This window comes from Loigolactobacillus iwatensis (assembly GCF_003950295.1).
GTDB lineage: Bacteria > Bacillota > Bacilli > Lactobacillales > Lactobacillaceae > Loigolactobacillus > Loigolactobacillus iwatensis.
Genome location: NZ_RHNP01000017.1, coordinates 20,545 through 44,532, shown reverse-complemented (window position 1 = coordinate 44,532; position 23,988 = coordinate 20,545). Strand labels below are relative to the sequence as shown.

General features: G+C 39.7%; 19 protein-coding genes. 2 read left to right on the top strand and 17 right to left on the bottom strand.

The features are described from left to right. Window positions 1–5: 5 nt before the first annotated feature. The 11 genes from EKM98_RS05955 to EKM98_RS05905 all read right to left on the bottom strand — a co-directional run bounded on the left by EKM98_RS05955 (window position 6) and on the right by EKM98_RS05905 (window position 15,041). Window positions 6–1,214, bottom strand: coding sequence for an acetate/propionate family kinase (locus EKM98_RS05955; protein ID WP_125981244.1), 1,209 nt, complete (start codon window positions 1,212–1,214; stop codon window positions 6–8). 288 nt (window positions 1,215–1,502) lie between these two features. Beyond that, window positions 1,503–2,891 (bottom strand): C69 family dipeptidase, encoded by a 1,389-nt coding sequence (locus EKM98_RS05950; RefSeq protein WP_164512661.1) that lies wholly within the window; start codon window positions 2,889–2,891, stop codon window positions 1,503–1,505. A gap of 285 nt (window positions 2,892–3,176) precedes the next feature. Continuing rightward, a complete protein-coding gene (locus EKM98_RS05945) occupies window positions 3,177–3,431 on the bottom strand; it encodes a hypothetical protein (RefSeq protein ID WP_125981241.1) in 255 nt (84 codons plus the stop codon). A 143-nt stretch (window positions 3,432–3,574) separates the two neighbouring features. Continuing rightward, the gene (locus tag EKM98_RS05940; protein WP_125981239.1) at window positions 3,575–4,402 is read right to left on the bottom strand and encodes an undecaprenyl-diphosphate phosphatase; all 828 of its coding nucleotides are present in this window, start codon (window positions 4,400–4,402) and stop codon (window positions 3,575–3,577) included. Between the two features lie 98 nt (window positions 4,403–4,500). Then, window positions 4,501–5,655: a hypothetical protein gene (locus EKM98_RS05935; RefSeq protein WP_125981237.1), complete on the bottom strand. Its 1,155-nt coding sequence runs from the start codon at window positions 5,653–5,655 to the stop codon at window positions 4,501–4,503. 119 nt (window positions 5,656–5,774) lie between these two features. Then, on the bottom strand, window positions 5,775–8,150 hold the full coding sequence (locus tag EKM98_RS05930) for an ATP-dependent DNA helicase (protein ID WP_125981236.1): 2,376 nt from the start codon (window positions 8,148–8,150) through the stop codon (window positions 5,775–5,777). 224 nt (window positions 8,151–8,374) lie between these two features. Beyond that, complete coding sequence (locus EKM98_RS05925; protein ID WP_125981234.1) at window positions 8,375–9,103, bottom strand: MIP/aquaporin family protein; 729 nt, start codon at window positions 9,101–9,103, stop codon at window positions 8,375–8,377. 4 nt (window positions 9,104–9,107) lie between these two features. Further along, the gene (gene glpO, locus EKM98_RS05920; protein ID WP_125981232.1) at window positions 9,108–10,940 is read right to left on the bottom strand and encodes a type 1 glycerol-3-phosphate oxidase; all 1,833 of its coding nucleotides are present in this window, start codon (window positions 10,938–10,940) and stop codon (window positions 9,108–9,110) included. 22 nt (window positions 10,941–10,962) lie between these two features. Beyond that, window positions 10,963–12,486: a glycerol kinase GlpK gene (glpK, locus tag EKM98_RS05915; RefSeq protein ID WP_263850799.1), complete on the bottom strand. Its 1,524-nt coding sequence runs from the start codon at window positions 12,484–12,486 to the stop codon at window positions 10,963–10,965. Window positions 12,487–12,849: 363 nt separating this feature from the next. After that, entirely contained in the window at window positions 12,850–13,572 is a 723-nt protein-coding gene (locus EKM98_RS05910) for a DUF4811 domain-containing protein (protein WP_125981230.1), read from the bottom strand. After that, window positions 13,572–15,041, bottom strand: coding sequence for an MDR family MFS transporter (locus EKM98_RS05905; RefSeq protein WP_068279484.1), 1,470 nt, complete (start codon window positions 15,039–15,041; stop codon window positions 13,572–13,574). Before EKM98_RS05905 ends, EKM98_RS05910 begins: the two co-directional genes overlap by 1 nt. Before the next feature lie 184 nt (window positions 15,042–15,225). Here EKM98_RS05905 and EKM98_RS05900 point away from each other — a divergent pair, with 184 nt between their 5' ends. After that, entirely contained in the window at window positions 15,226–15,681 is a 456-nt protein-coding gene (locus EKM98_RS05900) for a MerR family transcriptional regulator (RefSeq protein ID WP_225418531.1), read from the top strand. A 142-nt stretch (window positions 15,682–15,823) separates the two neighbouring features. On the opposite strand, the gene mnmG is transcribed toward EKM98_RS05900, so the two are convergent. The 6 genes from mnmG to rpmH form a co-directional block, all read right to left on the bottom strand. Next, window positions 15,824–17,731: a tRNA uridine-5-carboxymethylaminomethyl(34) synthesis enzyme MnmG gene (gene mnmG / locus EKM98_RS05895; RefSeq protein WP_125981228.1), complete on the bottom strand. Its 1,908-nt coding sequence runs from the start codon at window positions 17,729–17,731 to the stop codon at window positions 15,824–15,826. A gap of 152 nt (window positions 17,732–17,883) precedes the next feature. Further along, complete coding sequence (gene mnmE, locus EKM98_RS05890) at window positions 17,884–19,275, bottom strand: tRNA uridine-5-carboxymethylaminomethyl(34) synthesis GTPase MnmE (RefSeq protein WP_068225926.1); 1,392 nt, start codon at window positions 19,273–19,275, stop codon at window positions 17,884–17,886. 253 nt (window positions 19,276–19,528) lie between these two features. Continuing rightward, window positions 19,529–20,326, bottom strand: a complete 798-nt coding sequence (gene jag / locus EKM98_RS05885) for an RNA-binding cell elongation regulator Jag/EloR (protein WP_100070625.1) — start codon at window positions 20,324–20,326, stop codon at window positions 19,529–19,531. A 247-nt stretch (window positions 20,327–20,573) separates the two neighbouring features. Further along, on the bottom strand, window positions 20,574–21,404 hold the full coding sequence (gene yidC, locus EKM98_RS05880; protein ID WP_068225924.1) for a membrane protein insertase YidC: 831 nt from the start codon (window positions 21,402–21,404) through the stop codon (window positions 20,574–20,576). A 3-nt stretch (window positions 21,405–21,407) separates the two neighbouring features. Further along, window positions 21,408–21,761: a ribonuclease P protein component gene (gene rnpA, locus EKM98_RS05875; protein ID WP_068225923.1), complete on the bottom strand. Its 354-nt coding sequence runs from the start codon at window positions 21,759–21,761 to the stop codon at window positions 21,408–21,410. Between the two features lie 133 nt (window positions 21,762–21,894). Then, on the bottom strand, window positions 21,895–22,035 hold the full coding sequence (gene rpmH / locus EKM98_RS05870) for a 50S ribosomal protein L34 (protein WP_075168934.1): 141 nt from the start codon (window positions 22,033–22,035) through the stop codon (window positions 21,895–21,897). Window positions 22,036–22,564: 529 nt separating this feature from the next. Here rpmH and dnaA point away from each other — a divergent pair. Further along, the gene (dnaA, locus tag EKM98_RS05865) at window positions 22,565–23,929 is read left to right on the top strand and encodes a chromosomal replication initiator protein DnaA (RefSeq protein WP_100070626.1); all 1,365 of its coding nucleotides are present in this window, start codon (window positions 22,565–22,567) and stop codon (window positions 23,927–23,929) included. Window positions 23,930–23,988 lie beyond the last annotated feature (59 nt).

Sequence of the window (23,988 nt, the reverse complement as noted above, 5' to 3'; positions counted from 1 at the left end):
ACCTGCTAATCAAGCGCCGTATAATTATGGCCCAAGCGCATAACATCCCGAACAATCATTAGCTCTTCATTAGTTGGTACAACTAATGTGGTTACCGGTGCGCCATCTGAACTAATGACTTGTTCTTTTCCACGAATATGATTCTTTTCTGGATCAACTTTAACACCAAAATAAGCAAGCTGATCACCAATACTTTGGCGTAATCCAATCCCATTTTCACCACTGCCAGCCGTAAAGACCAATACATCTAGGCCATCCATTGTTGCAACGTAAGACCCAATATATTTAACGACTCGATTAACGAATATATCTAAGGCCTGTTGCGCCAATTTGTTAGTTGGTGCGGCTTTTTCAATATCACGTTGATCTGGCGATAGCTCAGATAATCCTAATAAGCCGGATTTTTGATTTAAAATTGTAATCATCTCATTGATGTTCTTCAAACCAAGCTTTTCCGTTAAAAAGGCAACTAGGGATGGATCAATATCTCCTGAACGAGTGGCCATTGTAATCCCAGCAAGTGGCGTAAAGCCCATTGACGTATCAACGGCCTTCCCATGATCAAATGCAGTTATTGATGCTCCACTGCCTAAGTGCAGTGTAATCATTTTTAGCTGCTCTAAGGGCTTACCCACTAATTCGGCCGCTCGTTCTGAAACATAACGGTGACTAGTTCCGTGGGCGCCGTATTTCCGTGCACCGTACTTTTCGTAGTACTCATACGGAATACTGTACAAAAAGTTTTTTTGCGGCATTGTCGCGTAAAGTGAGGTATCAAAAACGGCAACCTGTAACACACGGGGCAATAATTTCTGGAAAACGCGAATATAATAAGCCTGCGTTGGATTATGTAGTGGTGCGTATTCGGCCAAGGCCTCAATTTGTGATAATGTTTGTTCAGTAATGATAACCGAATCCTTAAATTGCTCGCCACCGGCTACTACACGGTGACCAATACCACTAATTTCCTCAAAGTGATCAATAATACCTAGTTCTTTGAGCTCTTCAAGTAACAACGTCGCAGCCATATCGTGGGTTGTAATATCTTTGGTCAACTTAAAGGTCTGACCATCACCATAATTTGCTGTAAAGACTGAATTTGCTAAGCCTAAACGATCAATCATCCCACTTGCGATAACAGTCTCTGCCGGCATCACAAATAATTTCCACTTTAATGTTGAACTTCCTGCGTTAATGGCGAGAATTTTTGCCATATTCATTTCCCCTTTATTCAGTAACATTTATCTAAACATAAATCTATTCTATCGGACTTTCATTGCTTTTTCAAACGCTTTCATAAATTAGTAATAAAAAATAAGCAGCTGGGACAAAAGTCCCAGCCGCTTATTGTCTTCAAACGTTACTCTAGAGCGTACGCTAAAAGTCTGGGTTCACGCGCCTAACTACAGCTAATCCAATTAACCATAGCGCGCTATTGGATTAGCTCACGTTACGCAGTAAACCTAAAATCAACTTTTGTCCCACGCCCTTCAAACGGTAATCTATAAATTTTTATCCATATCAAAGGTAAGTTTGGACAAATTGATTCCTTGCATAACTAGTTCGCCAATCAAGGTCATCGTACGTTGACGCATATCTTCAACCATTGAATAATTTTGTTCCGTCAAGAACTTAGTCAAGGCCGTACCGCTTAGCTTCTCAGCTTGACGACCAGTTTCGATTATTAAGCGGCGCTGCTGTTCTTGAGCGGCCTTAACGTAATCAAGGTCAGTCTGGATAAAACTACTATGATGACTTTCAACTAGCATTGAAGCCGTCCGGTACATCCAATAAGCGCTCTTAGTATCCCACTTCTCCGGCGTCTCACTATAACTAGGATCTGTGTCCGTTGCGTTGGCGTAGAACGGCACGTATGGCGTAAAGCTTGGGTAACCAATTGCCAACCACATAATAGCCGCCTGTGCTTCAGGAACATCATTGCGCATTTGTAAAACGTGCGAATTCTGTGTTCGATTTAAACCAATTGGTCGGTAACGGTATTTATCTGCATCATTACCGTGGCCTAGTGGATCAAATTTAGTTTCGTTATAGTGTGATCCTAAGATATATTCAATGTCTTCAACACTAATTTTATGGCTCGTTCGGCAAATAAATGGTAGCTCGCTACTTTCAGGATCCTGTTCAATTTCGGAATTGAAGTAACGCTGACCAAACCAAACACGTGGTGTATTGTAGTGGCGGTCCTTTTCATTACTAGTTCCAAAAATGTGCCGGAAATTCCATCCTTCCTTATCTGGATTCAGGTGGTGTTCGGTAACGTAATCTTGGATACCATCTGCCCAGATAAAGTTTTCTGAGTCGTTAAAATCAACTTGCTGAATGGCAACTTGGTTAGCAGTAATCGCATAAGCATCATCCGGAATTCGTTGTGCAACCCAGAGGTGTCCGGTCACGATTTCCATGTACCAAACATCTTTTTTATCGCTAAACAAGACACTATTACCAGCGGGCGAACCATACTGGCTGATTAAATCACCTAAGCGTTTAACGCCTTCTACAGCAGAATTAATGTACGGCAAAACCATCTGTTGCATCGTATCTTCGTCCATACCATCAGCGATTAATGGATCATAGGCCAAGGCCTTTTCATTACCATAAGTACTTTCAGTTGCACTCATCGCAACATTTTTTTCATTAAAACCACTTTCGTCATAAACGCCTTCCTTTTTAAGGTCAACGTTAGGGACTGCTTGATAACGATAAGCGTTAGCCGGCGTATCAGCTTCAAAACCATTTAAGTAAGATTTAATGTGCTGTGCTTTCTTAACTGCAGGACGCATTAAAAAGCGTTGTGGTGTTAGTGGCAAAAATGTATCATCATTTCGGGAAATCATAGTTGAGCCATCCAAACTGGCCTCTTTACCAACCATAATTGAGGTACAAGCACGATCAATTTTTTCCAAAACAGAAGCTCCTTTACAAATTTATTGGGTAATACAACAAAAGACAGTCATATTCCTATAATTACAAAGAATAATTTTACCGCTTTTTGACTAAATTAGCCACGAAGCAGCTTAAAAATTAACCCTACTTAATCAAAAAAAACACTAATGATTTTAGCGCTAACTCCCGTTGAATAATTCACAGGCCTTAGGCTAAAACATTAGCTTTTTTAACGGTAACATAAAATCATTTTTTAGTACTATTCCGAAAATCTAGAGAATATTTTCCGGATCGGCCGTATTACCACTTTTTTCACTCGGCGTAATTTTTCCTTCTTCACCATCATTGATGAAATAATTGTCCTTTGCGTGACAGCGTGGGCAAGTCATCTCAATCTGATAACGTGTTGATTGATCATCATTTTGTCCCGCAGGCGTCTTACCCGTTATTTCCATTCCTGGATGTTGACATTGCCAACACTGAAATTTCATAAAGCGACGCGTTAAAAATTCATCCGTTAAAGCCATCCAATCACCTCGTTAAGTTAATAATTTTATCATTACCTTAACCATAACAAGGTGTCTTCACTACACCAAGTAATATACAAGACCTAAAAAATAACCCGGGAAATAATCCCGAATTATTTTTGATGCTATTTTTCAAATATGCTCTAAGCAAATAGCGTAAAGTAAGCAATTACAACTATCCCCAGAATGATTCGGTACCAACCGAAGGCCTTAAAATCATTTTTCTTAATGTAATTTAGTAAGAACTTAATTGATAGATAGGCAACAACAAAGGACACAATAACACCCGTTAACAGAACTGCCGTTTGCATTCCCGTAAATGTGTTGCCATTCATAAAGTACTTAGCGATTTTTAGTAACGAGGCGCCAAACATTGTTGGAATCGCCAAAAAGAATGAAAATTCTGTTGCAACGTAGCGTGAAGTCCCAATTAAGATTGCGCCTAAAATTGTGGCCCCTGAACGTGATGTTCCTGGAATCATTGACAATACCTGGAACAGCCCAATGAATAATGCAATGTTCATTGGCAAATGATTCAAATCGGTATATTTAGGCGTCGTTTTTTTATTGTGATTTTCGATAATAATAAATAAAATCCCGTAAACAATCAGTGTTGTTGCAATAACTTGCCAACTGGTTAGGTGTTCTTCCATCCAATCATTTAACGGCAAGCCAATGATTACTGAAGGCAAAACGGCTAAGATTACTTTTCCCCAAAGTACCCACGTTTGCCGTTTTTCTTGGCCATTTTTTCGCGGTGACAATGGATTTAACTTATGGAAGTAAAGAACAACAACTGACATAATTGCACCCAATTGAATAACCACCATAAACATGTTAATGAATGCAGTTGATTCACTTAAACGAACAAATTCATCTGCCAAGTATAAGTGGCCCGTGGAACTAATTGGTAGAAATTCTGTGATTCCTTCAATAATACCTAGAATAACGGCCTTAATGATATTCAACAATGATTAAAACTCCTTTATAATTGATCAGTCAATACGCAACACACACGTCTAGTAACTCACCTATTATAGCAATCTCAATCACTGATTACGAGTAATTTCTACAGATCCCCAGTCTCTTTTAACTCTTGTTCCAATAAATAAGCGTCCATATAATCAAAAGCAATCTCACTAATGGCCACTAACGGTACTGTAACTGTATCAAGATCTTCCTCATCATCGCCGGCCAATATCTTAAACGTTAATTGATCTGTATTTAAATCAGTGGGAACACCGACTAAACCTTCATCTTCATTGCTTAACTTAACCCGAATAATTCGCTTAAAATACCGTGCCTGCAGTAAAACTGCCTGAAATAGATCAACCGTTGGATCAAAAAGTCGCTCATCATTTAATACTGGTTGCTTAAAAACCACATTACGTTGAATGAAAAAATCAATCGTCTGTAAATAATCGGAAATTTCAGTTACCTGCTGTAGCATGTCTAATTGCATCAAGACGTAACCACCAAATTGACCGTTCATATCGACCAAATTAATGATCACACTGGTGTTAGTTAAAGTATTTACCCAGCCAACAAAAAATAGATCATCATCATCACTAGTACTCAGCGAGATTAACTGGTGCTTTTTCTGCGCCTGGTGTAGTGTCGCCACCATTGCTAATGTTGTCGTTTCCTGCTTAGTTACCTGGTGAACTAAGTTAGATTTAACTAACGTCCCCTCTAAACTTAATTCCTTTCCCAAAAACTCAACTACTTGAATCTGTTCTGTTGTGACCGACAATATCGTTTGGTTAGTATAGTCAAATTTATCAAAAACGTGAAAATCAACGGCCCCAGAAACTTGTGCTTGAATTGTTCCTTCCAAATACAGATCACGGTCTTTTAAAACAAGTAGTAACATCGTTTGCCGTCTAATTGCCTGCTGGATTAATTGTGGTAATAGGTTTTGCTGTCCGTCAAACTTAAATGGTGCTTGCAATGAAGTCACAAAGTGCGCTTGTTGTGCATTTTGAATTCGGTAAGCCATGCTGTCTAAATCATCACTATCAAATTCAACCGCCTCGATAACGTTTAATGCTAAGAAGACAAGCCCATCTTGTAAGCCCGCGTCATCAAAAGTTTGCATAATTACCCCTGATTCATTCAATTCGGTAACGTAGCCAGTATAAATGACATCGTGCGCAGTTTGGTAGAGATTAATCAATAAATGCTCTCGTTGCGCAGTTTGCAGTTCTGTTAAAATTGAATTCATGGACTCACCCCATTTCTAGCACCGCTTAAAAAGCGCGCTTAACTTTCAAACTTTGAGTCTTTATTGTAACCGATTGTAACAAAAAACAACATTAATTGATACGAAATTTAATTAACCTTTTAGCTTTGATTATTCTGCCAAAAATCATGTAACGACTTAGATAATTGCTCTAATGTACGAACACGCTGATAGCGTTGCCAATGACTTGGAAAAAGTTTTGTATAGCGACTACTTCCAAAGCGCTGATCTAACAACAACACTGGCCCAGCATCCTGGCTTCCGCGAATCAATCGCCCGGCGGCTTGCAAGACATGGTTCATTCCTGGTAACTGATACGCATACTGAAAGCCAGCACCATTTTTATGATCAAAATAATCACGCACTAAATTACGTTCAGTTGAAAGCCCGGGTAACCCAACGCTCACAATCGCAACACCGATTAAGCGGCTTCCCTTTAAATCGATTCCTTCTGCGAAAATACCACCTAATACACAAAATCCAACTAACGATTGCGTTGGTAATTCTTTAAATTGGGCTAAGAAACCTTGCCGTTCTAAATCAGTCATGGCGGACACCTGTTTGGTTAATTTTATATCTGGATAGGCCGTTTGAAAGGCAGCGTAGACAGTTTCAAGGTACGAATAGGAAGGAAAAAAGAATAAATAATTACCTTGTTTCGCTTGAACCAATTCGCCTAAACTCATAACAATTTTAGTTAAATTAGCCGCTCGTTTTTGATAAGTTGTTTGAACGTACTGGGCAATCATAATCGCTTGTTTAGTTGCTGAAAAAGGGGAAGGTAATTGGAAAGCCAGACTAGTCTCATCGTTGCCTAGAACCTCCCGATAATAATTAACTGGCGATAAAGTTGCCGAAAATAAAACAGCACCAGCACCTTTTTTTAAGGACTGATCTAAAAAAGTACTAGGATCTAGACATAATTGTTTAATCGTACTCGACTTAGTTGCTTCGTCATACTGCAATAACGTTTGATAAGTTTCATTGTATAAATCGGCAATTTTTAAATAGGTTAAGCCACTAAAATATAGATTTAAAACGGCAGTCGTAAAGGAACTGTCTGGCTGCGCCGGCAACCAATCGTGAATAAATTCTAGCCAACGATTAAGACTGTTATTAAACTTATCCAGCGGCGCTTGGCTTGCCTCTTCAGCGCGCTTAGTATCGCGTAATCCCTTTGTTATAGCTGTAAACGACCGTTTTAATTTACGAGTTTGTTTAACCAAATTATCTTTTTCAATTGCGGAATGATCTTTTTTCGCTAGTTGAATTAATTGATTGGTTGCCCCACTCGTTAACTCCGCCGAATACATATCTCGGGAACGACTGACTAAATTGTGTGCCTCATCAATTAAGAAAAAATTATCCTTATCTGGTTCACTAAAAAAGCGCTGCAAGTACACAATGGGATCAAAAAGATAATTATAATCACATATAATAATATCGGCAAATAATGACGCATCCAGCGAAAATTCAAACGGATCAAGTTGATGCTTGCGTGCGTATGTTTCAATCACTGTCCGCGTTAGTTGATTTTCGTTTTCCAATAAATCTTGCAACGCAGGTTTTAGGCGATCATAGTAACCTAGCATATACGGATTTTTATCTGGTGCAACATCAATTTCTTCAGGGAAGATAATCTTATCCTTGGCCGTCAAAGTAATACTTTTTAACTGTAGCCCTTGTTGGCTTAGTAATTGAACCGCCTCTTCTGCTACGTGCCGGGTACTTTGTTTGGCCGTTAAGTAAAAAACGCGCTGAATCTTATCCTCGCCTAATGCCTTAACCGTCGGAAACAAGGTTGAAATGGTTTTACCAGTCCCAGTTGGCGCCTCCACAAAAAGTCGTTTCTGCAATACAATCGTCTTGTAGACGGCCACCGCTAACTCCCGTTGGCCGGCACGGTATTCCGGAAAAGGAAAGGTCACCTGTTTGATGCTTGCATTACGTTTTTGGTGCCACTCCTCACGTAAAACTAACCAAAACTCGTAATCATCAATTAAAGATTGAAAAAAGTCCTTTAATTCTTTCTTCGTAAAGGTTTTGTCTGTTTGCGTAATTTGTTCCGTTGTGGTTTGATAATAAATTAATTGCAGCGTAATTTCGTCCAAATTTTGATCTTCCATCAAAAAATAACCGTACACTTTAACTTGTCCCCAGTAAAGCGTCAACGTATTCGACGTTAGCTCACTAAAATCATTATCCGACGTTTTAATTTCTTCAATCCGGTAATTTTGTTTATCCGTTTGATAGATACCATCGGCCCGACCATCAATCACGTAGTCTTGGCCGTTCATATGTACTGTCTTTTTTAAATAAATTTCTCGTTGGTAGTTATCGGCTGCGTGTTTCTTTTGTAATTGGCGGTGGATCCTTGCACCTTGGGCGGCCGTATTCTGGCTATTTTGGCGTGCATTTAAATCTCCAGAACGCAAAACAAATTCTACTAGCTCACGAACACCAATTTTAGTCGTCATCAGGCCACTCCCCCATTTCAATTGTCCTATTATAAACCAATTAGACGCCAACCAAAATAGTACGGGCCTAAAAGCTATCATTTAACTAGTGTTTATCCATTTACATAACAAAAAAGCAAATCGCGGTAAAATAAAGTTTACCGCGACTTGCTTCTATCCTTTTAACAATTTATCTATACCACTAGAATTTTTATTCCCTGTCTTTTATGATCGATACTCAAGCATTAAGTCAGTGGAATCAAATTAAATAAAATTGCCCCAATTAGGCCACCTACTAGTGGTCCTAGAATCGGTACCCAGCTATACGCCCAATCAGAACCACCCTTATTGGCAATTGGCAAGACTGCGTGTGCCAACCGTGGCCCCAAATCTCGAGCGGGATTAATTGCGTAACCAGTTGTTCCACCAAGTGATAGACCAATAGCTGTAATTAATACACCGACAACAAGTGGATTAAGCCCTTGAGTGAAGTTTCCTCGTGTAAAAGTCAGTAGACCAAAGACTAAAACAAAGGTTCCAATAACTTCACTAACAAAATTTGCCGGATAATTCCGAATCGCTGGCCCAGTTGCAAAGATACCAAGCGTTGTTGCCGGATCTTTAGTTTCTTTCCAATGAGGATAATAATGTAACCAAACAATAACCCCACCAACAAAACCACCGGCAATTTGTGCCAAACTATACGGAATAACGTGGGCCCAAGGAAATTCCCCGGCCATGGCCATTCCGACTGATACAGCTGGGTTTAAGTGCGCTGGGCTAAGAAAGGCAGATGCATAAACACCTAGCGTCACCGCAAATCCCCAACCTAGGGAAATTGCAATCCAGCCACTACCTTCAGCCTTAGATTTTTTTAGAGAAACACCAGCTACTACCCCATCACCTAGTAAAACTAAAATAAAGGTTCCAATAAATTCACCTAATAATTGTAAACTCAAACTATCTTTTGGCATAACGTCACCTCTCAGCTTTCAGATCGCGAAGATCAGAAGTTGCGATCGCAGTATCTAATTGTTTATTCATCCGTTCTTTTTCGGCAGTCGACCAACCAAAATAACGGGCCATTTCGTTGCTAACACCAACTTTAACGTCGTCTAACGTGTCACGGTGGAAGAGAATATGGTTAGTCCGCCGAAGCAGATAATCAACTGGCGTTAACGTCATCTCTTCTTCTAGCGCATAGTGTAATCCAAGCGTTTCACCTAAACTCAAACCCGGTGCCGCCTTTAATTCACCAATTCTGCTAAACACACGCGCTGCATTAGAACCATAAAGATTAACGATCATCATTGCCTCTTCCTTAGATAAGCCGCCATCAATACCCTGTTTGGCAAAAAATTCTAAGGTCGCCACAACATTTTCGGGATCAATGTCACCACCAGAAACTGGTAAATTTTTAGAATCAATCGGATTAAAAGTTTCATGTTCTTGATCCTTTAGTAACTTAGTGATTAGCGCTAATGCACCGGCGGCCATCTTGCGGTAATCAGTTAATTTACCACCGGCTAAAGTAATCAGACCATCCGCAGCAACTGTCAATGAACTACCACGAGAAACTGATGATGGACTTAATTTACTTTCTGAAAGTGTCACTTCTAAATCATTCAATACTTTCTCGACATCTTCCTTGGTTGCCTTAGCGTTTTCGTAAGCATTAACAACCTCAATAACCTGATCAAAACTCTTTGTAGCAATTTTACCTGAATTACCGCCGTTATAATCAGAGCTGCCATTAGAAGCAATTAATGGACGTAAACCGGCCCAGCTAGCCTCAATGTCGGCCAACTTTAGATTAACCGTTGGGTAACGCTTATTAACAATTGCAAGTAAGTAATCGACATCCTCTTTGGTGACAGTCGGCTGTGCGTAGTCGCCCTGGTAATCCGTGTCAGTCGTTCCAAAATAAGTTTTATCTTCCCGGGGAATAACAAAAATCATTCGCCCATCCTGATCACCTGAATCAAAATAAGTTGGTTGTGGAACAGGGAGTCGAGCACCATCAACAACTAAATGTACCCCCTTTGTTGGCCGCATTTGTGGAATGATTTTTTCTTGCTGATCTAATTCACGAACTAAATCAGACCATGGTCCAGCGGTATTAATCACTAACTGTGCGTGAATGTCAAATTCCTGCCCAGTCAGTAAATCTTTTGCGTGAACACCATTAATTTTACCGTCTTTAGTGCGTAATAATTTTAAAGCCTTAACGTGGCTAGCCATTAGCCCACCATTTTCTTGAGCTTTTTTTATATTTTCAATGACAAGTCGTGAATCATTATTAATGTAATCAAGATAAACGCCCCCGCCCAGCAAATTTTCTGCTTTTAGGTGTGGCTCACGCTTCAAAACTTCCTCTTTTGAAATTGTGTAATTTGTATACTTAGGGTCGGTAACATTGGCTAACCGATCATATAGATCCATTGCAACTTTTACTGAAAACAAACTGAAGGTTGCACCGGCTTCATCATAAATCGGCAATAACATCGGGTCAGGCCGCGGAATATGTGGCGCAATTCGTTGAACAATCGCCCGTTCTTTAACGGTATCGGAGACAACTTCAACATCAAAAGTTTTTAAATAGCGAATCCCACCATGAACTAATTTAGTTGAGCGCGAAGAAGTCCCTTCAGCAAAATCCTGCATCTCAATCAGGCCACTTTTAATTCCCGTTGAGCTTGCCTGAATGGCAACACCAGCACCAGTAATACCACCACCAATAATCAATAAATCTAAAGCTTCACTTTGCAAATGATCGATAATTTCTTTACGCGTTGTTAATGAAAATGCCATCGTGAGCGACCTCCTTTATTATTTAGTCGTTGTGTTTCAAGGGACGGTGTTTAAACTTCCGCGTTGCTGCAACTGCTTCTTGCCAACCTTCATAAAGATTTTCTCGTTCATCGGCAGGCATTTTAGGTTGGAACATTTCACCTTCTGTATAGTGCTGCTTCAAGTCGGCGAGATCCTTCCAGTAACCAACTGCCAGCCCAGCTAAGAAAGCTGCACCTAAAGCAGTTGTTTCCAAATCATGAGCGCGCTGAATTGGAATATTTAACAGATCAGCCTGAAATTGCATCAAAATATCATTTTTAGCGGCACCACCATCTACTTTTAATAACGGAATATCAATCTTAGTATCTAATTTCATCGTGTCAACAACATCCCGCGTTTGGTAAGCAACGGACTGCAAAGTTGCTTTAACAAAATCCTCCCGGGTCGTTCCACGTGTTAGGCCAAAAACAGATCCGCGGGCTGTTGAGTCCCAGTAAGGCGCCCCTAAACCAGTAAAGGCAGGAACAACGTAAACTTCGTTATCATTATGCGAGGCCGCCGCTAGTTTCTCCGATTCCGGTGCTGTTTGAATCAGTTTCATTCCATCGCGCAACCATTGAATTGCTGAACCGGCCACAAAAATACTTCCTTCTAAAGCGTAATAAACTTTGCCATTAATGCCGTAAGCAATCGTTGTTAATAGGTTATGGTCGGATAATTGTGGATGTTCACCAGTATTCATCACAATAAAAGCACCAGTTCCGTAAGTGTTCTTAACCGTTCCCGGTTCAAACGCCATCTGCCCAAAAAGTGCGGCCTGTTGATCCCCGGCCATCCCGGCAATCGGAACTTCACTACCATAAAAATGGTAATCCTTAGTTTTACCGTAAACTTCTGAATTTGGGTGAACCTCAGGTAACATCACCTTAGGAATATTTAAAAGTTTGAGGATTTCATCATCCCAGTGTAGCTCGTGAATGTTAAACAACATTGTTCGACTAGCGTTAGAATAATCAGTGATGTGTTTTTCACCACCAGTTAACTTCCAAAGAAGCCACGTATCAATCGTACCAAAAAGTAACTCACCCTTTTCGGCACGTTCCTGGGAACCTTTAACGTGGTCTAAGATCCAACGAATTTTTGTTGCCGAAAAATAGGCGTCGATAATTAGGCCAGTCCGTTTATGCACTAAATCAGCGTGACCATCAGCCTGTAATTTATCCGCAATTGAAGATGTTTGCCGCGATTGCCATACAATGGCGTTATAAATTGGTAAGCCCGTTTGCTTATCCCAAACAACCGTTGTTTCCCGTTGATTGGTAATCCCAATACCACTAATTTGCCGCGGCTTCACGCCAGATTCAATAAAAACATTCGCGATTGTTGATAATACTGCGTTCCAAATTTCGTTAGCATTATGTTCCACCCAACCAGGTTTAGGAAAATACTGCGGAAATTCACGCTGCGAATCCGCTACTTTATTACCTTGCTGGTCAAAAATAATTGCCCGGGTACTTGTTGTTCCCTCATCAATCGCCATAATATAAGTTGCTTCTTTTGCCAAAATAAATCACTCCAATCTTTTTTAAGTAGTAAAACGCTAACATAATATTCTTTATAAGCATAATCTCCTAACGGGTAATTGTGAATTAATATGCTGACTTATCGTATAAATTTTTACTTGTGCAAAATTTAGTTATACCTTATGGCAATTAAAATCCTTTTAAAATTAATTAATTGACTTCAAAAATTTCTGTTTGTGAATTAAAAAAGTTGTTACTAAATTACTTTTTGGTGTTAACTTATCCAATAATTCAACTAATTTTCCAACCACTATTTAAAGAATTTGAATTTTAGGCACAAAAAAATTGCGCTAAAATTTAATTTAGCGCAATTCATTGGTCAATTTTTGCTCAGTGCACGTAACTTATTTTTGCATTTGTTGTAACTTTTGCATCATTTGTTGTTGTGCTTGTTGCTGAGCCTTTTGTTCTAATTGTTGTGTTAGAGTCTTTTGTTGACTCTTAGACATACTTGGATCTTTTGTCATTGCTTCTTTGACCTGTGTTTCAATCGCAGTCTTCATCTGTTTCTGGGCTGCCGTCGCTTGTTTTTGTAATTGCTTTGCCTGTTTAGTGCTTAAAACTAACCAGTTATTGCCAACTTTAAACGTATTAGTTCGTTCTTTGTATTGATTATCAGCATCTAAACCGGCATACATTGCTTTATAGAAATTATTTTTGAATACATAATGCGTTATCTTAGTAACCAACTTCGCCGTTTTTGTACTTCCAGATTTGACTACCTTATTGGTTGTCTTTTCATCTGCTTGGGTTGTTGTTGGCTTCTTCTGCGTTTTATCAGTCTTATAGATATAGACTTTTTCTTTACCATTACCTAATGGTTGGTAAAGTAGCATATTGATATTAGCACCCTTCATATCAGCTGCCGAAGCAATTGATTTTTCAGTGGTCGTTGTTTTTTCTTTCATACCATAATGATTATTATCCGTTGCAGATATTGATGCAATTGGCCAAATCAAAATGGCAAGTGCCAAAACAATTAAAACGTTACGTAGCCAACCACTTTTAAGTCCAATTGTGAAAACTGCAAATAAAATGGCACCAACAATAATTAATACAATTATCATTATTTGTCACCTCCTGTTACGGTAGCACCGCGCTTATCTTTCAAGAAGAAGGCAATAACTAAACCTATAACACAGAAAATTGCGGCGACTAGAAAGGCTGAATGATAGCCTGTCAAAACAGCATTAATTGCACCAGTCTTATAGTGTAACGGTGTTGCGTGTAAAACATGCTTACTTGGCATTGAATTGCTTGTTTGATTAGATAAGACACTAATTAAAATAGCAGTCCCAACTGCACTGGCAACCTGCCGAACAGTGTTATTAACGGCAGTACCTTGACTAATCATATTAAACGGTAATGCGTTCATCCCAGACGTTGTCGTTGGCATCATAACCATTGAGATACCAAACATCCGAACGGCATAGAATAATGAAACAACTAAAATAGGTGATGACTGCGTTAAGCCCATATATGGAATTGTTCCAATTGTAAGAAGCGTCATCCCAACAATTGCCAAACGTTTGGCACCGATTTTATCAAAGAGTTGGCCGGTAACAGGACTCATTACCCCCATCATAATGGCACCTGGTAATAGGATTAATCCAGAATGGAAGGCCGATTCACCACGAACCGTTTGAATATACAACGGTAATACCATTTCTGCCCCAACCATGGCCATCATAACAACTGATGACAAAATCGTGGCAATCGTAAATTCAGATGACTTAAAAACACGTAGTTCCAAGAAGGGTTTCTTCATGGTTAATTGACGCCAACCAAAGAGTCCAATAAATACGATCCCAATAGCTAAGCCCCAAACAACGATGGAACTACCCCAACCTTTATCGCCAACTTCGGAAAAACCGTATAATAACGATCCAAAACCGATTGTTGATAAAACTGCGGAAAGAACATCTAAGGAAGTTTTATTTGTTTCCAAAACTTTACGCATAAAGAAGAATGCGGCAATAATAACAAGAATAGAAATTGGTAAGATCATTCCGAAAAGGACCCGCCAATTGTAGGTATCAATAATCCAGCCAGAAAGCGTTGGCCCAATAGCTGGTGCTAGCCCAATTGCTAATCCAGTAGCCCCCATGGCCGCCCCACGTTTCTCTGGTGGAAAAATTGAAAGTGCCAGCGTCTGCATTAATGGCATTGAAATACCAACACCCACGGCTTCAACTAGGCGCCCTGAAAGCAGGATTGAAAAGTTAGGTGCCACGTAACACATCCAAGTTCCGATCGTAAATATCGTCATTGCACTAATATATAAGTATTTACTATTAAAACGATTAATCAACCACGCAGTAATCGGAATCATAATTCCGTTAACTAATGTAAAACCAGTTGTTAACCACTGGACGGTCGACGTTGAAACACTAAATGCCTTTTCTAAGGTTGGATAAGCAGTTGCAAGTAATGTCTGCGTTAAAACAGTTCCAAAAGTTCCGATGATGACTGTTGCAAGTAACAAGTTACGGTTATATGGCTTGCCATTTGCGTCAGTTGGTTGATTCTTTGCCATGTTTCAAGGCCTTCTTTCATAAAAAGTACTGAGAATGACTATAATACCTTTGAATTTAGTTGTCAAGTAAATTGACAATAGTTTTAATAAAGTTGACAATGACGTTAAGGTTGTTATAATCAATGTCATTGTAGGTTAATTTAACGACTTAAGGGTTCTAACACGGAAAATGTAGGTGAACAGTATGAGTTTTGATCTAAAAAAATCTATGTTATCAATGGACAATTTAATTTTTGGAATTGGTCAGATTAGTGAAATGACAGGGGTTTCGACACGCCAACTACGCTATTGGGAAAAGCGCGGTTATATTCATCCTTTAACAAAGGAAGATGGTAAGGCGCGGCAGTATGATTTTAAAACAGTAATCGCAGTTTTAAGTATTAAACACTATCTAGATGAAGGCTATACACTTCAAGCCGCCGTATCCAAAGTTTCACAGTATACCAAACAGGCTTCATTATTTCATCGCTTTATGCGCCGTCAATTAAAGGGTATTTCCATTGTTGACGGACATGATGCCTTAGATCTTGGTTATTTTGATGGAACTAAAACAAAAAAACTTTACGGTGTCATCAATGGATCTGAAACTTACTTTAAACTTTTGGATCCAGATGAAGTTCAGGACATTCCACTAGGTTAGCGAATAATAAGGAGGTTAGGACTTTTGTCCTAACCCCCTTATTATTTCCAAGCATTACTCCAGAACGTGCGCCAAAAGTCTGGGTTTACGTTACGCAGTAAACCCAAAACCGACTTTTGTCCCACTTCATTTCTTTTTTACTTTAACCAGCATCAACCTTAGCAATTTTTCCTTGTTCAATATAAACAGAAAGAATAGCGATATCGGCTGGATTAACCCCACTAATTCTTGTTGCCTGAGCAATCGTCTCAGGCTGTATTTTTTTTAATTTTTGGTGAGCTTCAGTGGCCAAACCACTAATAGCATCATAATCAATGTTGGCTGGAATCTTTTTAGCTTCCATTCGCTTAAGCTTCTCAACACGTGCTTCGGCCTTTTTAATGTAACCAGCGTACTTAACCTGTATTTCAACTTGCTCGATCACACGCCGATCAATTCCTTCTACGGCCGGTATAAATTGAACCAAATCCTTATAAGTTACTTCTGGGCGCTTAAGGAATTCACTTGCTAAAACGCCATCCTTTAATGGTGCCGCTTGATGTTCTGCTAAAAAGGCGTTAACGGCAGTACCAGGCTTAACACGAACACTATTTAAGCGCGCTAATTCATTTTCAATCGCCGCTCGTCTTTTTAAGAATTTAGCGTAACGTTCCTCGGAGATCAGACCAAGCTCGTGGCCTTTTTCGGTTAAACGTAAATCTGCATTATCGTGACGTAAGATCAAACGGTACTCGGCACGACTAGTTAATAACCGGTAAGGCTCATTAGTTCCCTTGGTCACTAAATCATCGATCATAACACCAATATAAGCGTCACTTCGTTTTAAAATAAAGGGCTTTTCAATTCCCTTGGCACGTAAACCAGCGTTAATTCCGGCAATTAAGCCTTGGCCGGCCGCCTCTTCGTAACCTGAGGTCCCATTCATTTGTCCAGCAGTGAAAAGATTCTTAACAACCTTGGTCTCCAAAGTTGGGCGTAATTGATAAGGTTCAACAACATCGTACTCAATGGCGTAACCTGGTCGCATTAGCTGGGCGTGCTCTAGGCCAGCAACTGAATGCAACATTTTCTGTTGAACTTCTTCAGGCATTGATGTCGAAAAACCTTGGACGTACCATTCTTCCGTGTCCCGACCTTCTGGTTCAAGAAAAAGCTGGTGTCGGCTCTTGTCAGCAAAACGAACAATTTTGTCTTCAATTGAAGGACAATACCGAGGACCAACCCCTTTGATAACACCAGAAAACGTCGGCGCACGATTTAAATTTTCCCGAATAATTTGATGCGTAGTCGGATTAGTGTACGTTAGCCAACATGAAATCTGATCCTTTAAGTAAACTGAATCAGGCGTATCATAACTAAAATGATTAACCTCTTTATCACCAGGTTGTTCCTTAGTTACCGAATAATCAATCGTTGTACCGTCTACTCGTGGTGGTGTTCCTGTTTTAAAACGAGTCAAAGCAAAACCTTGTTTAAGTAAATCTTCGGATAACTCATTAGAAGGCTGCGAATTGTTAGGACCAGAAGCATACTGCAATTCGCCAATAATAATCTTTCCTCGTGAAGCAGTCCCTGCTGACAGGACAACACTTTTAGCGTGATAACGTGCCCCTGTATTAGTAACAATTCCTACGCAAGCACCATCTTCAACCAACAACCGATCAGCAGTTCCCTGGCGCAAAGTTAAATGTGGTGTCCGTTCAATTGTATCCTTCATTGCTCGGTGATAAGCGTGCTTATCAGCCTGAGCGCGTAAAGCTCGAACTGCCGGTCCTTTACCAGTATTTAGCATGCGCATTTGGATGTAAGTTTTATCAATATTATGCGCCATTTCACCGCCAATCGCGTCAATTTCACGAACAACGATTCCCTTGGCTGGACCACCAACTGATGGATTACAAGGCATAAAAGCAACCATATCTAAATTAATCGTTAACAATAACGTTTCATTGCCCATTCGTGCTGCAGCCAAAGCGGCCTCGCTGCCTGCGTGACCTGCACCTACAACAATGACATCATAATCTTGAGCATCGTATTCTTGAACCTTCATAACATAACTCCTTTATTCGTAAAGTCGCGTATCATTATGAATTTAATAGCAGTGAGTAGGATAAAAGTCACTCAACTATCCTTCATAATTACGACTAGTTATTTACAATAATTATCATTAAATCTTCTAATTAAGCGCCAATTCAAGCGCGCTTATTTTCCTAAACAAAATTGGCTAAACAACTGATTCAAGAGTTCATCCTGATAGGAATCACCTGTGATTTCACCGAGTAGATCCCAACAGCGCGTCATATCGATTTGAACTAGATCAACTGGCATGCCATCATTAATTCCCTTTAAAACATCATCAAGTGCTTGATCGGCCTGATTAAGTAAACCAATTTGCCGGGCATTGGTTACCAGTGTATTACTCTGACTATTTTCGATGCCACCCCAGAACAAGTCTGCAATGCGCTCTTCTAATTTATCAATCCCATTTGTAGTCAGCGCCGAAATGGCGATAATATCTTCAGCCGCAACTTGTCGTTTTAATTCTTGATCATCTAATTTAACGGGTAAATCAGTTTTGTTTAAAATAATTAATCGTTTTTTATTCCTAGTTGCTGCCAATAATTCATTATCTTCATCTGTTAAAGGCTCGCTATTATTCAGGACTAACAAAACGAGATCAGCGGCCGTGATTGCTTTACGTGAACGTTCGACACCAATCTTCTCAACTTTATCTTCAGTGGCGCGAATACCAGCAGTATCAACTAACTTTAGCGGCACATCCCGGACGTTAACGTATTCTTCAATCACATCCCGTGTTGTTCCAGGAACATCCGTTACAATCGCCTTATCCTCATGTAATAAATGGTTTAAAAGACTGGATTTGCCTACGTTAGGCCGACCGACAATGGCGGTGGCTAATCCTTCACGCAAAACTTTGCCCTGATTGGCCGTAGCTAATAAATCCTCAATTCGTTGCTTAACCATCGTTGCCTTTTCGACTAACATTTTAGTTGTTACCGTTTCAACATCATCGTATTCCGGGTAATCAATATTAACCTCTACTTGGGCCAAGGCATCTAAAATATCCTGACGAATCCCTTTGATTAAATGGGATAAACTACCATCCAATTGATCAACAGCTACCTGCATTGCGCGGTCTGTCTTAGCCCGGATTAGGTCCATCACCGATTCGGCCTGAGTTAAATCAATGCGCCCGTTTAAAAATGCACGTTTGGTGAATTCGCCTGGCTCGGCCATACGCGCACCGTAACTTAGTAAAAGTTGCAGAACATGATTAGTGGCAACAATCCCGCCATGCGTATTGATCTCAATAATATCCTCACGGGTGTAAGTTTTGGGTGCTAGCATGACCGAAACCATTACTTCATCAACCACCGCATGTGTTTTAGGATCAATTATGTGCCCGTAATTAATCGTATGACTGGCAACTTTATGCAAGTCTTTTCCCTTGAAAACCTTACAAGCAACTTCAACTGCTTGCTCACCGGATAAACGAACAATCGAAATGGCTCCCTCGCCCGGTGGTGTCGAAATAGCAGCAATTGTATCAAATTCACTAGTTGTATTTGCCATACTAATACCCCTTTTTTAACTAATACCTTATTTTTGCCCATAAAAAAAGCGCCTACACCACGACCTAAATAAGCCGTGATAAAGCACTTTGACTACTTCATCTCAATAAGATAAGAATGTTTTATTAGCACTAATATAAATGCTTACTTTTAATTTGTCAACGCCTTGTTAGCATTATTCTAAGTTTAAGCGCGCTTAATTCCAAGAAATATTCGAATAGTGTCCTTTTTAAACCCATCCAACAAAAGCAGATTTAAAACGGTTCTTTCTTTGGTAAGACAACCACGTAGCGATGCGGCTCATCGCCTTCTGAGTGCGTTATTACGTAGTTATTTTCGGCTAGGTGAGCATGAATTTGTTTACGTTCAAAAGCCGGCATTGCGTCTAACATAATTGGTTTTCCGGTCGCAATCGTTTCGCGGGCCGTTTTATCGGCCAATCGTTGTAAAATTCCCGTTCGCCGTTCACGATAGTCCCCCACATCAAGTAATAACGCAAACTTGGAGTGAGCCTGATGATTTAAATATACTTGACCCAGGTACTGCAGGGCGTTAATTGTTTTACCGTGGTGTCCAATTAATAAACCTTCTTGCTTAGTAACCAGGTGAAACGTTAACTGATTGCGTGGGGCCCGCTGCATATTGATAGTAGCCGTCGCTGGAATCTGTTTAGTAATTGCCATTAAATAAGCACGCACGCCGTCTAAGGCCTTTTTATCTTGCTGCTTATGCTCTGGCGTCATCACTTGTAATTGTTGCCTACTTTTGGGTTTAGGCGTTACTGAATTCGAAGATTCAACTGTTACTTTGGGCTTTGAAACTGGTTCTGTTTTTTCAGCTTTGGGTTCATTTTCTTTAGTTATTGACTGTGCAGCCTTTAATTTAGTAGTAATCAATTCTAACGAAACAATTGCGGGCTTTCGACCTAATCCAAAAAAGCCCTTCCTACCTTCAGACACAACTTCAACTGTCACAGCATCTCGGATCACTTTCATGTGTGCCAAGCCTTTTTGGATGGCATCTTGAATTGAGTTGCCTTCAAACGTCGGCATATTTGTTCCTCCTAAGTTCTCTTAATAGTGAGATTTTATGCATGCACAAAACCTTGTAGAAGTCATTCTATCCTCATTGAGCAAAATCACGACACCAAAATATGGCTTCTAGCCTAAATAATACCAATTTAATTTTACCAGTTTTTAGAGTAAGGAATAAGGTTAACGAAAAAAAGAGTGAACTAATTAGGCTGAACTCTCAAAATAACAAGAAGTTACGCCCAAATAGCTCACTCTTTTATGTAATTTAACGTTTACGTTTCTTACTACGCCGGGCCTTTTCAAGTTGACGTTGTAGATCATGTTGCTTTTTTTCTTTTTCCGCGCGCTCTGCACGAATTTTAAAGGGATTCATAAACAACAACGTTTGTCCCACTGAAAAAGCATTAGTAACGACCCAGTACACTGCCAAAGCCGATGGTAAATTAATGGCAGTAACTAAAATGATGATCGGCATCCCCCAAACCATAAGGGTACTTTGGATACCACTTTGTTGGGCCTGCCCCATCATTGTTAACTTAGAAGTTCCCCAAGTCAAAATTGCAGCCAAAATTGGTAAAATAAAGTAAGGATCAGGTTTACCTAATTGCATCCACAAGAATGTCCCGGATTTTAATGCCTGTGTTCGTTGAATTCCCTGATATAATGCGATCAAAATCGGCATTTGAACCAATAATGGCAACATACTAGCAAATGGATGAACACCTGCATCAGAATAAAGTTTTGACGTTTCTGCCTGTAGTTTTTGCTGTGTCTCTAGATCTTTGGAAGAATATTTATTCTGGATTGCCTTCATCTGTGGCTGTAAATCAGCCATTTTACGGGAACTCTTCATTTGGTATTGCATTAATGGCAAGATAATAATCCGAATAATTAAAGTGAAAACAATAATTCCGACACCATAACTACCACCAAATAATTTTGATAACCAAATAATTGCCCGGGAGAAATTCCAGATAATGTAGTGATCCCAAATACCCGTACTGTGCTGCGTAACTGGCTTAGTTGAACAACCAGCTAAGAACAATACCAGTGTAAAAAGACCCGCAACACCAAGTATTCGCTTCTTTTTCTTCAAATCCTATTCCCTCACTTCATCCGTTAATAGTCCAGCTAACGTCAACGCGTGGACCAAATTTTGTTTGGCCGCTGCTTGATCAAGCGTATCCGCATGCGGACGCGCAATAACAAGGAAGTCAACGTCGGATTTTAACATTGGTTTTAACTCCTGCAGACTTTGACGAATATGACGTTTAACTTGATTTCGGTGAACAGCATTACCAATTTTTTTACCTACCGAAATTCCAACACGGAAATGTTTCTGCTCCGGTTTATCCATTCGGTAAATAACGTAATTACGGTTGGCCTTTGAATCACCAAGCTCAAATACTTTTTGAAAGTCTGCTTCTTTTTTAACACGGTATGATTTTCTCATGACTGATGCTCCACTATTAATTAGGTTAATATCGAAAAAAGTCACGCCAGCTATTGGTCCGGCAAGATCTGCCTGCCTTAACCGCGTGACTTTACGTCAAAAATAATAAAAAAGACCACTGAGGGTCAGTGGCCTATGCAGACAATACTTTTCTACCTTTACGGCGTCTACGTTGTAATACATTACGACCGTTGCTAGTACTCATACGCTTCATGAAACCATGCACACGTTCGCGATGACGCTTCTTTGGTTGGTATGTTCTCTTTGTTGACATATTTTGACACCTCCTGCCTGCTTAATTCTCGTAAAGACACTTCTACCGATTACAAAACATTATAACGGATAAAGTAGGCCTTCGTCAAATTGCAATTACTCAGATATAATAGCACACCTCACTCATTAAGCAAATAGTACCTTAATAAAAGTTATCCACAAAATAAAAAATATACCGTCTTTTTTGTGGATAACCCAAACAATACATTTTAGTTTTCTAAAAGAAATACACAGCGTTCTTCCTGTTATTTACACAAAATAACAGGCTGTTTAAAAATAATACACAGACTTGTGTTTCTCTGTTGATAACTTGTGAAACAGTTGCTATATCAGCGTTTAAAAACTAGAAGCTAGCTGTGGATAACTAATGTTTCACAGACTAACTCACACTTTTTGTAAAGCTGTGGATATTGCTTTAAACAGCCTTGTGGATATCTATTTAGATATTTTCACAGTTTATTAAAAGTTGTGGAAAACTTTTTTATAGAATGCTAGAATGAAGGTACGTTTTTTGAAAAGGAGGCCTTTTTGTGCCTGATTTGGACGATTTATGGGCTAAACTAAAGGAGAAATTTCAATCCGAACTTACCCCCGTAGGGTATAACACTTGGATTGCAGACGCTACTCCCATAGCCTTAGAGAATCACCGGCTCGTTATCGAAGTCCCATCACCTTTACATAAGGACTATTGGGATAACCATCTGGCAACAAAAGTGGTTGAAGGGGTTTATGAAATCGCTGACGTGGAAATCACGCCAGTATTTCGTGTGGAGGGATCTACTGATAAGCCGCAACCGACAATCACTACCGAGATGCCTAAAACGACGCAGGGAGAACAGCCAGCTAGTGTGACACCAACATTTATGCGCCCAACGCATTTAAATAGTAAGTATACGTTCAACACATTCGTCACTGGCAAGGGAAACCAGATGGCGCATGCCGCAGCGTTAGTTGTTTCAGAGGAACCCGGAACAATGTATAACCCACTATTCTTTTATGGTGGTGTTGGACTTGGAAAAACTCATTTAATGCACGCAATCGGTCACCAAATGTTGATTTATCGCCCAGAGGCTAAAGTTAAATACGTAACCTCTGAGGCTTTTGCAAATGATTTTATTAATTCGATCCAAACGCGGCAACAAGAGCAGTTTCGCCAAGAGTACCGTAGCGTTGATTTACTATTAGTTGATGATATTCAATTCTTTGCTGATAAAGAGGGGACGCAAGAGGAGTTTTTCCATACCTTTAATGCACTCTACGATGATAAAAAACAAATTGTTCTTACTTCCGATCGTTTACCGAATGAAATTCCCAAGTTGCAAGAACGACTTGTTTCACGGTTTAAATGGGGACTATCCGTTGATATTACCCCGCCAGACCTTGAAACTCGGATTGCAATTCTAAGAAATAAAGCTGACGCCGAACAACTTAAAATTCCTGACGACACACTTAGTTATATTGCCGGTCAAATTGATTCTAATATCCGTGAACTTGAAGGAGCGTTGGTTCGTGTACAAGCATTCGCGGCAATGAAACACTCTGATATCACAACTAGCTTGGCCGCTGATGCGCTAAAGAATCTTAAGTTAAATGGTAAAGCAAGTGGTTTATCAATTCTTACTATTCAAAATGCAGTCGCTAAATACTACGATATTTCTTTAACTGATCTTAAAGGGAAGAAACGAGTTAAATCAATCGTAATGCCTCGGCAAATAGCAATGTATTTATCTCGTGAAATGACTGATAACTCGCTTCCAAAAATTGGTAAATCATTTGGCGGCAAGGACCATACAACCGTTATTCATGCTCACGAAAAAATAAGTCAAGAATTAGAAAATGAAGAACAACTGCAAAGTGACATCCGTGAACTTAAGAATATTTTGAAGCCTAAATAAATCACCTGTGAATAACTAGCGAGTTATCCGCAAAGATATTCACAAGATATCCACAGGTG